The sequence below is a fragment of the Xylanivirga thermophila genome, assembly GCF_004138105.1.
GTDB classification, from domain to species: domain Bacteria; phylum Bacillota; class Clostridia; order Caldicoprobacterales; family Xylanivirgaceae; genus Xylanivirga; species Xylanivirga thermophila.
Map to the genome: position 1 here is coordinate 44,362 of NZ_RXHQ01000019.1, position 6,977 is coordinate 51,338.

Annotated in this window: 7 protein-coding genes and 1 pseudogene; 1 reads left to right on the forward strand and 7 read right to left on the reverse strand. The window is 35.3% G+C overall.

The window, feature by feature from the left end:
* Positions 1-18: 18 nt before the first annotated feature.
* From EJN67_RS09365 to EJN67_RS09395, 7 genes are all read right to left on the reverse strand, one after another.
* On the reverse strand, positions 19-1,188 hold the full coding sequence (locus EJN67_RS09365) for an MFS transporter (RefSeq protein WP_129724067.1): 1,170 nt from the start codon (positions 1,186-1,188) through the stop codon (positions 19-21).
* 125 nt (positions 1,189-1,313) lie between these two features.
* On the reverse strand, positions 1,314-2,168 hold the full coding sequence (locus EJN67_RS09370; protein ID WP_129724068.1) for an AAA family ATPase: 855 nt from the start codon (positions 2,166-2,168) through the stop codon (positions 1,314-1,316).
* Positions 2,169-2,522: 354 nt separating this feature from the next.
* Positions 2,523-2,873 (reverse strand): DUF3841 domain-containing protein, encoded by a 351-nt coding sequence (locus EJN67_RS09375; protein ID WP_129724069.1) that lies wholly within the window; start codon positions 2,871-2,873, stop codon positions 2,523-2,525.
* A gap of 81 nt (positions 2,874-2,954) precedes the next feature.
* Positions 2,955-4,490 carry a M56 family metallopeptidase gene (locus EJN67_RS09380; RefSeq protein WP_129724070.1) on the reverse strand — a complete coding sequence of 512 codons (1,536 nt, stop codon included), beginning with the start codon at positions 4,488-4,490 and terminating at the stop codon, positions 2,955-2,957.
* Positions 4,491-4,492: 2 nt separating this feature from the next.
* Positions 4,493-4,855, reverse strand: coding sequence for a BlaI/MecI/CopY family transcriptional regulator (locus EJN67_RS09385; RefSeq protein ID WP_129724071.1), 363 nt, complete (start codon positions 4,853-4,855; stop codon positions 4,493-4,495).
* Positions 4,856-5,080: 225 nt separating this feature from the next.
* Entirely contained in the window at positions 5,081-5,851 is a 771-nt protein-coding gene (locus EJN67_RS09390; protein WP_207208006.1) for an alpha/beta fold hydrolase, read from the reverse strand.
* Positions 5,852-5,879: 28 nt separating this feature from the next.
* The gene (locus EJN67_RS09395; protein ID WP_207208007.1) at positions 5,880-6,146 is read right to left on the reverse strand and encodes a recombinase family protein; all 267 of its coding nucleotides are present in this window, start codon (positions 6,144-6,146) and stop codon (positions 5,880-5,882) included.
* Between the two features lie 382 nt (positions 6,147-6,528).
* Between EJN67_RS09395 and EJN67_RS09400 the strand changes: the two are divergent.
* Positions 6,529-6,850 (forward strand): annotated as a pseudogene (locus tag EJN67_RS09400) (IS110 family transposase); the annotation flags it as partial.
* Between the last annotated feature and the right edge of the window lie 127 nt (positions 6,851-6,977).

Below are 6,977 nucleotides of genomic sequence, written 5' to 3' on the forward strand. Positions count from 1 at the left end.
ATAATAACCCTATTAATATTACTCTTTTACTGCAATCACTCGGTTTAATATCTCTGACATTATAAGCATTAGTATTGCAAAACAAATCAGATATATAGGATATATTCCAATGCTTATATTATCTGCAATTAAGCCAAAAAGTGGTGGCATAAAAGTACTACCAACATAAGCGCTTGCCATTTGTATCCCAATAATTGCCTGAGAATTCTCTTGTCCAAAGTTTGACGGTGTTGAATGAATTAATGACGGATAAACAGGGGCACAGCCAAGACCGATGATGACAAGTCCGACTAAAGCCAGTATGCTCCTTCCGTTAGGAATCCCTAGCAAGATAACTCCTAAAATAATAGTCATTATACCAAATCGAATGAGCAGTTTATCTCCGATTTTATCAGCGATAAATCCGCAAAGGAAACGCCCAAAGGTTATTCCTAAGAAAAATAGAGATGCAAATTTTGCGGCAGTTTCGGAATCAATTCCATGAAATTTAACAAGATAACTACTTGCCCACAAACCTGTCGTTGTTTCAAGAGCACAGTAGCTAAAAAAGGTCAAGAGTACGAACTTGACTCCCTTAATTTTCAAAGCTTGTGGCAGGCTCAGAGGCGTTGGCAGAGTTTCATAGCTATTTTCAATATTATTTTCCCTTTTCCATAGTGGAAGGCTGATAAAAAGTACAGCTGTCAATATAAACTGTAAAATGGCAACAGAACTGTAGCCTCTATTCCATCCATATCCACTTGTTAGACAATAACTCATGATGTATGGACTAACTGCCGCTCCAACTCCCCAAAAGCAATGCAACCAACTCATATGTCGAGAGGCATAGTGCAATGCAACATAATTGTTCAGAGCAGCATCAACTGCACCTGCACCAAGTCCATATGGAATAGCCCATAAACAAAGTAAGATAAAAGAATTAGAAATAGAAAATCCAAACAGTGCCACCGCTGTCATCAGCACACTAATTGCAGTTACAAGTCCTGCTCCAAGCTTTCTTGTCAGCTTATCTGACATAAGACTGGATACTATCGTTCCACCAGCAATAATCATTGTTACGACTCCGGCATAAGATATTGGTACATCAAGCTGTTCATATATAACCGGCCATGCTGAGCCAAGTAGCGAGTCCGGCAGTCCAAGACTAATAAAGGCAATATATATAATTATAAGTAAAAACGAATACATAAAAATCCTCCAATGTTGTTGTTTAAGTAAGAACAGAATTACGAAAATGTTTTTCTCGTTCCCCTATTTTCTACAAATAAATTTTGAAAAACATTTATAAAATTCTATTAACTCTTTAAAATGTTTTAGAACTCCTTTTCATGTCTTTTGAAAAATTCATAATATGTGCGTACGTTCTCTAATTCTGTCCATCTTTTTACATCAACCGGATTCTCATCAAGATCATATATTTTTGCTCCATGCATAGAAAGCAAAAATGGCGAATGTGTTGATATAATAAACTGACAGCCAAAAAAATGTGCAGATTCCTCAATAAATTTCACTAATTCTATCTGACGTTTTGGGGACAGGCTATTTTCAGGTTCATCCAATAAATAAAGCCCTTTTTCTCCAATTTTCTCCGTAAAGTATAGGAATGCACTCTCACCATTTGAATATTCCCGTACATTATCCATCAACTCACTTCTCACAAAACGGGACTGCGTTTTACTTCTAGCACTATTTACTTTTTTAAGTTGCTCATAATCTTCTATAGACTTCAGTTGAAAATGAGAATATTTAGCATCCAAATATTCTTCAAAAAGCTTTTCCCGTCTTTGGTCAATTCCTTCGTTAAGATTACGAATGTTCAACATATAGTCAAAAACATCATCACTAGTAATAATTCTACTATTTTTAGGAATATTGTCCTCAAGCTGCATAGTACACATATTTACATAGTCCATATAGAAATTAGATTTATTATAAATGGAATCACGATTGATCCCTGTTTTTTCTGCTATCACATTTAATGCCGTTGATTTTCCTGAACCATTTCCCCCATATAAAATTGTTACTGGTTCAAAATCAATTCTTTCAAAACCATGCCTTGATAATACCTTAAACGGATAAAATGAATCATAGCACGTTCTTTTTATTTTCATAAAAAAGTTAAATTCCATATCCTCATTTGGAAATGTAAAAACATTTAAATAGACCATTATCATCTTCCTTATCATAACTTTTTATCAATAATCTATTGATTGCTACCCCATCAACCCTTCATAGCTTCATTCCATTATATAATAAAGTATTAATAAAATGAAGCTAGGGCTGACATTATGTGGGGAATCAGTTAAAGAAGTAAGTCCTGATACTAAAATTTAAAATAGTGAAATCTAATTCTGATACATACAGTGTAGATATTACATATAAGCCTCAAATAATTTTGTGTATAGAAAAGAGAAAAAAATTCTTGTAAACTAAACTTTTAAAATATCACCTAACATTTTATATGTGTCCTTAGGGTATTTTCCTATTTTTAATGGGGTTTAGTTTATATAATAGATACTGAACTACTTCGCAATGAATACCTCAGCTTTAATTACTTGTTCAAGTTTTAATTCCCAACATGTAGCTTGTATTGATTTCTTAGAGTTGCTTCCATAAATAAGATTTTTATCTTCCCGTTCCAAGTCAAAAATGCACTCCCAGCTTTTTTCTATTTTGGTTCGGATCTCTTTCATAGCTTGAGTTTCAATGCTAAAATCCTTTAAGTCATTCCAGCCAAATACTAAATCAATATATTCCTTTTCAAATTGCTCCTGATCTTTTATAAGTAAATCTGAAACTTCAATTATAAAATAAGGTTTTTCCATTCCAGTATTTGAATATGTCTCATCAGCAATATTCCAATTCCTTAACACAATATCTGTTTCACTTATTTTTAGTTGTATCCTGTCTATGGGAAGCTCTCCTTTACATTCTAACTAAGGCTCTTCAATTGTTTACTTTACAGCTGGTATTTCTTTTCCCGTGTCCATGTAGATTTTATCATTTACCATAATCATCGGCCGTCTGTCAGATAAGCCTTCTTTTATATCAAATAACCTGAATATCATATCTCCTCGTACATATGACAATGTGCCAATCGTCCCATCTTCTGTATGAAGATATCCGTATTCGCCTGTGTCAAAGAGGACTGCATGATGACTGTAATTGCCAAGTTTTGTTGAATTAATCACTTCTTCTATAGAAACAAACTGACTTTTAAATGGATCATCCATTGGCTTATATGTTGTTTCCTGTAATGTATTATCTGGCACGATATATATGAACATATTTTCACTACTCATAGGGTGTAGTTGCACTGTGTTACCGTCCACACTCACTGAAACATCACAATAATTATCTCCTTGCGTTTGATGACAATTTAAAGGCTTCAGATCTAGACTGCGTATAATTTGTAGTGAATTAATATCATATACAAATAGTCCGAAATAATCATGGAAAATTACTACATCATCAGAAGCAAAGTCAAGTTCAACCATGTCAGCTCCTACGATTTGCTCGAGAGACCACTTGGGTGCAGTAGGTTCAATAGTTGCAGCTTTCGGATTTGCCATTAGTCCAATTCCAACTGCCGTCACAATGACAATTGAAAAAACAAGTACCCAAAAACTTGCTCTTTTATAGTTTAACACGTTTTTAATCCTCCCTTTTACATTTCCCTCGCCAAAGGCAAGTGGACTTCCATTTAAGATATGCCTTCCGGTAGCAAGTAACAATAACGAATTAGCATAAGACTTTTTAATATCTTCATTCATTTCTTTCAGTACCTGTTCATCACAGGAAAGCTCCATATCTGTACTCATCAACATGAACGCAATCCACACAAGGGGATTAAACCAATGTATGATAAATATTAAGAAGGCTAATATTTTAATGATATGATCCTTCCGGCGAATATGGGTCTGTTCATGTAATAAGATATAGCTTCTTGCGTTAGCATTAAGTCCAACTGGTAAATATATCTTTGGTCTTACTAAGCCAAGCACAAATGGTGTTTTCAAATCCTTAGCTTCGAAGATATTCTGCTCTATCAATTGTGCATTTTTAAGCTGTCTTTTTAAGAGTATGACAGATACAAGGCTATAAACAAGTAATGCTATTATGCCCAAAATCCAGATGTATGCCCCTATTTCTATATAAATCTGCAGTGGATTTACACTTGCCCCAATGGTCGGTGCAGGAAGTGATTCGCTTACAAATACATCAACTACTTCTATCCCAGTATCAATCTGAGGACTTTGCTGATAAATAATGTCATGGGGGATTGGTACAGTATTCATATTCCGTGGCATAAGGCTAAACATGCTTTCAAAGGAGAATGGAATTATAAGGCGAAATGCCACCACAACCCATAAGGCATAGGAGATGACTTTTGGAGCTTTTTTGAGTAATAGTCTGATAAGTATCACAAAAAGAATAACATAGCTTGCCGTAAGACTCATATTTAAAACAGAAAGGAATAGTTCAACCATTCCTACACCTCCTTGTGCTCGTCAATCAATTTTTTCAACTCTTCAGCCTGGTGTTTACTTAATTTTTTTGCTCCAATAAAAGCTGCTAGAAATTTAGGCAAAGACCCTCCAAAGGTATCCTCAACAAAGCGTACACTTTGCTTGGCATAATATTCATCCTTTGTGATTAGAGATGAAACTACAGCATTTTCATTTTGGAAAATGCCCTTTTCACACAGCTTCTTTAGTACTGTATATGTTGTGGATTTTTTCCAATGCATTTCTTTTTCACATATCTTCACAAGATCACCGGAACCAATCGGCTCGTCATGCCATATTAATTCTGCAAACTTTTCTTCACTTTCAGTAAGTTTATATGATTTCATATTTATCCCTCCTTGGTCTATACGATATCGACTTTATAATATAAGTCTATACCTTATAGACCAAGATGTCAATAATGATCTAAGATAAATGTGCTAAAAAATTTTCCCTTTAGATTTTAATTAATGCCCAGGACTAAACAAAGTTTAGATCGACTCTATCTTCTCAACCTATTCAAAATGGCCACTATCTAATCTATCCAATCGTTGAGAACTACATTCATAATCTTACTGAAACAATGACTCCAATTCTTTGTTAAAAGCATCTGGCATGTCCATATTTACGATATGACCAGCCCCTGCAAATATAACAAAACGAGCTGTAGGCTCAGTTTCTGCCCATTGTTTTGATGCCTTAATCGCCATCTCATTATCATGCTCTCCCACACCGATTAACAGAGGGTAGGAACGCTCCTGCGTTTCGTGTTTGTTTATCAAACTGCCGAGCGGTGCAAGATAACGAAACGAGCTTTTTTTGAAGTGCAGATTCATATTGTAAAACTGTTCTTGCGCCTCTGGAGTATATGCACTGATTTTTTTATTCTCTTCAGCAAATTTCCGAATCGAAAGGAATCCCCGAAGCATCATCTTCATCTGCTGACCGCTGTTGCCCTTTTGAAGTTCAGGTTCAAAATGGTTAATATCATATCCGCCAATGCAGCAGAGTGAAGCAAGCTGATCTGGATATTGATTTGCAAAATCCGATGCAAGCACAGCCCCAATCGAAACACCGACGAGATTGATTTTCCCAATCTTCTCCGCCTTCATTATCGCTGCAATGTTATCAGCAGTATCCGTGATTGATCCTTTTCCCAGCGAGCATCCATGACCAATCAGATTGAGCGCAATCACTTTGAAATGATTGCCGAAGTATTTCATCTGTTTATCAAAGCAAGAGTGGTCAGCAAAAGCAGGGTGAAGAAACAGAATGCTCGTTTCAGCGTCAGAATCATTTATCCAGTAATGGATTGATGTATTGTCCAATCTCTTTTTTATCAATGTAATTGCCTCCTCTAAAAGTATATATCTAAGATTTCTGATTATGGTTTTCCTTCTTCTTTGAACTATACTTTTTACTCTTGCGTTTCGTGCAATCATCATCTGATGCAATGTCAATATAAGTATCGACTAATCTCCACTGCTCAACGATTGAAACCATTCTTGTTAATGCTGAAATCTGTGCAACAAGGTTTTTTAATTGCTCCATATCATTGGTACTGACACGGCAATATATTTCCACCTTTTTTTCAAGCTTACGAAGAATCGCAGGAAAATAGTTTATTTTCTTTTCCATATGACTCCTCCTTGTATAATTAGTATTGTATTAATCAGTGAATGAAATCACTGTCAGACCTGCAAATTTAATAGTTAATCACATCAAATAAAACCAATCTATTCTAAATATCAAATACATTTTCGGTTCCATATCTTAGCCAATTTGCCAGCACCTGTTGGCCTGAACCTTGATAACATGTATAATATTATCCGGACTTGAAAGGTTAATGCAAAACCTCCTGGGACGGACCTTAGCGGGCCGATTACCCGTAAGTTAGAGTATTAATCCATTCCGGTAAGTCTACATGTTTCAGCTGGTTGAGGCCAGCTCTTTAGCTGGTTCCTCGTGTCACATGCAAGGTTATTTACTTACACGGAAAGGAATGGATACTTTAAATCCAATTAATTTTAAACCTATCGCCGGTATTGATGTGGGCAAGTTCTTTAGTGAAATGGTCATTGTTTCACCATCTAACAAAGTGGTTTGCCCGAATGAAAATTAATCATGATTCCAATAATGACGTTAAAAAAGCTATTAATTTGCTTAGAAAAATGGAAAAGGACTTTGGGTCAAGCCCTTCCGTCGTCATGAAATCTACTGGGCACTATCACAAAATCCTTTTCCATTCACTTTGTAAATCTGGATTTGAGGTCTCTATCATAAACCCCATCCAAACTGATTCTATCAAAAATATTGGAATAAAGAAAGTAAAAAATGATAAAAGATAGCGTCAATTTACTGTAGGGAAAAGAAGAATAGATAACATCCTGGGATATTTTTACTTAAAGTTACAGTTCCCATATATTCAGATGACTGTTTGGTATTATAGTTTTATCTACACCATTAACA

Coding starts and splice junctions, on each gene's coding strand:
- EJN67_RS09365 (WP_129724067.1), bottom strand. CDS start 1,188: ATGTATTCGTTTTTACTTATAATTATATATATTGCCTTTATTAGTCTT.
- EJN67_RS09370 (WP_129724068.1), bottom strand. CDS start 2,168: ATGGTCTATTTAAATGTTTTTACATTTCCAAATGAGGATATGGAATTT.
- EJN67_RS09380 (WP_129724070.1), bottom strand. CDS start 4,490: ATGGTTGAACTATTCCTTTCTGTTTTAAATATGAGTCTTACGGCAAGC.
- EJN67_RS09385 (WP_129724071.1), bottom strand. CDS start 4,855: ATGAAATCATATAAACTTACTGAAAGTGAAGAAAAGTTTGCAGAATTA.
- EJN67_RS09395 (WP_207208007.1), bottom strand. CDS start 6,146: ATGGAAAAGAAAATAAACTATTTTCCTGCGATTCTTCGTAAGCTTGAA.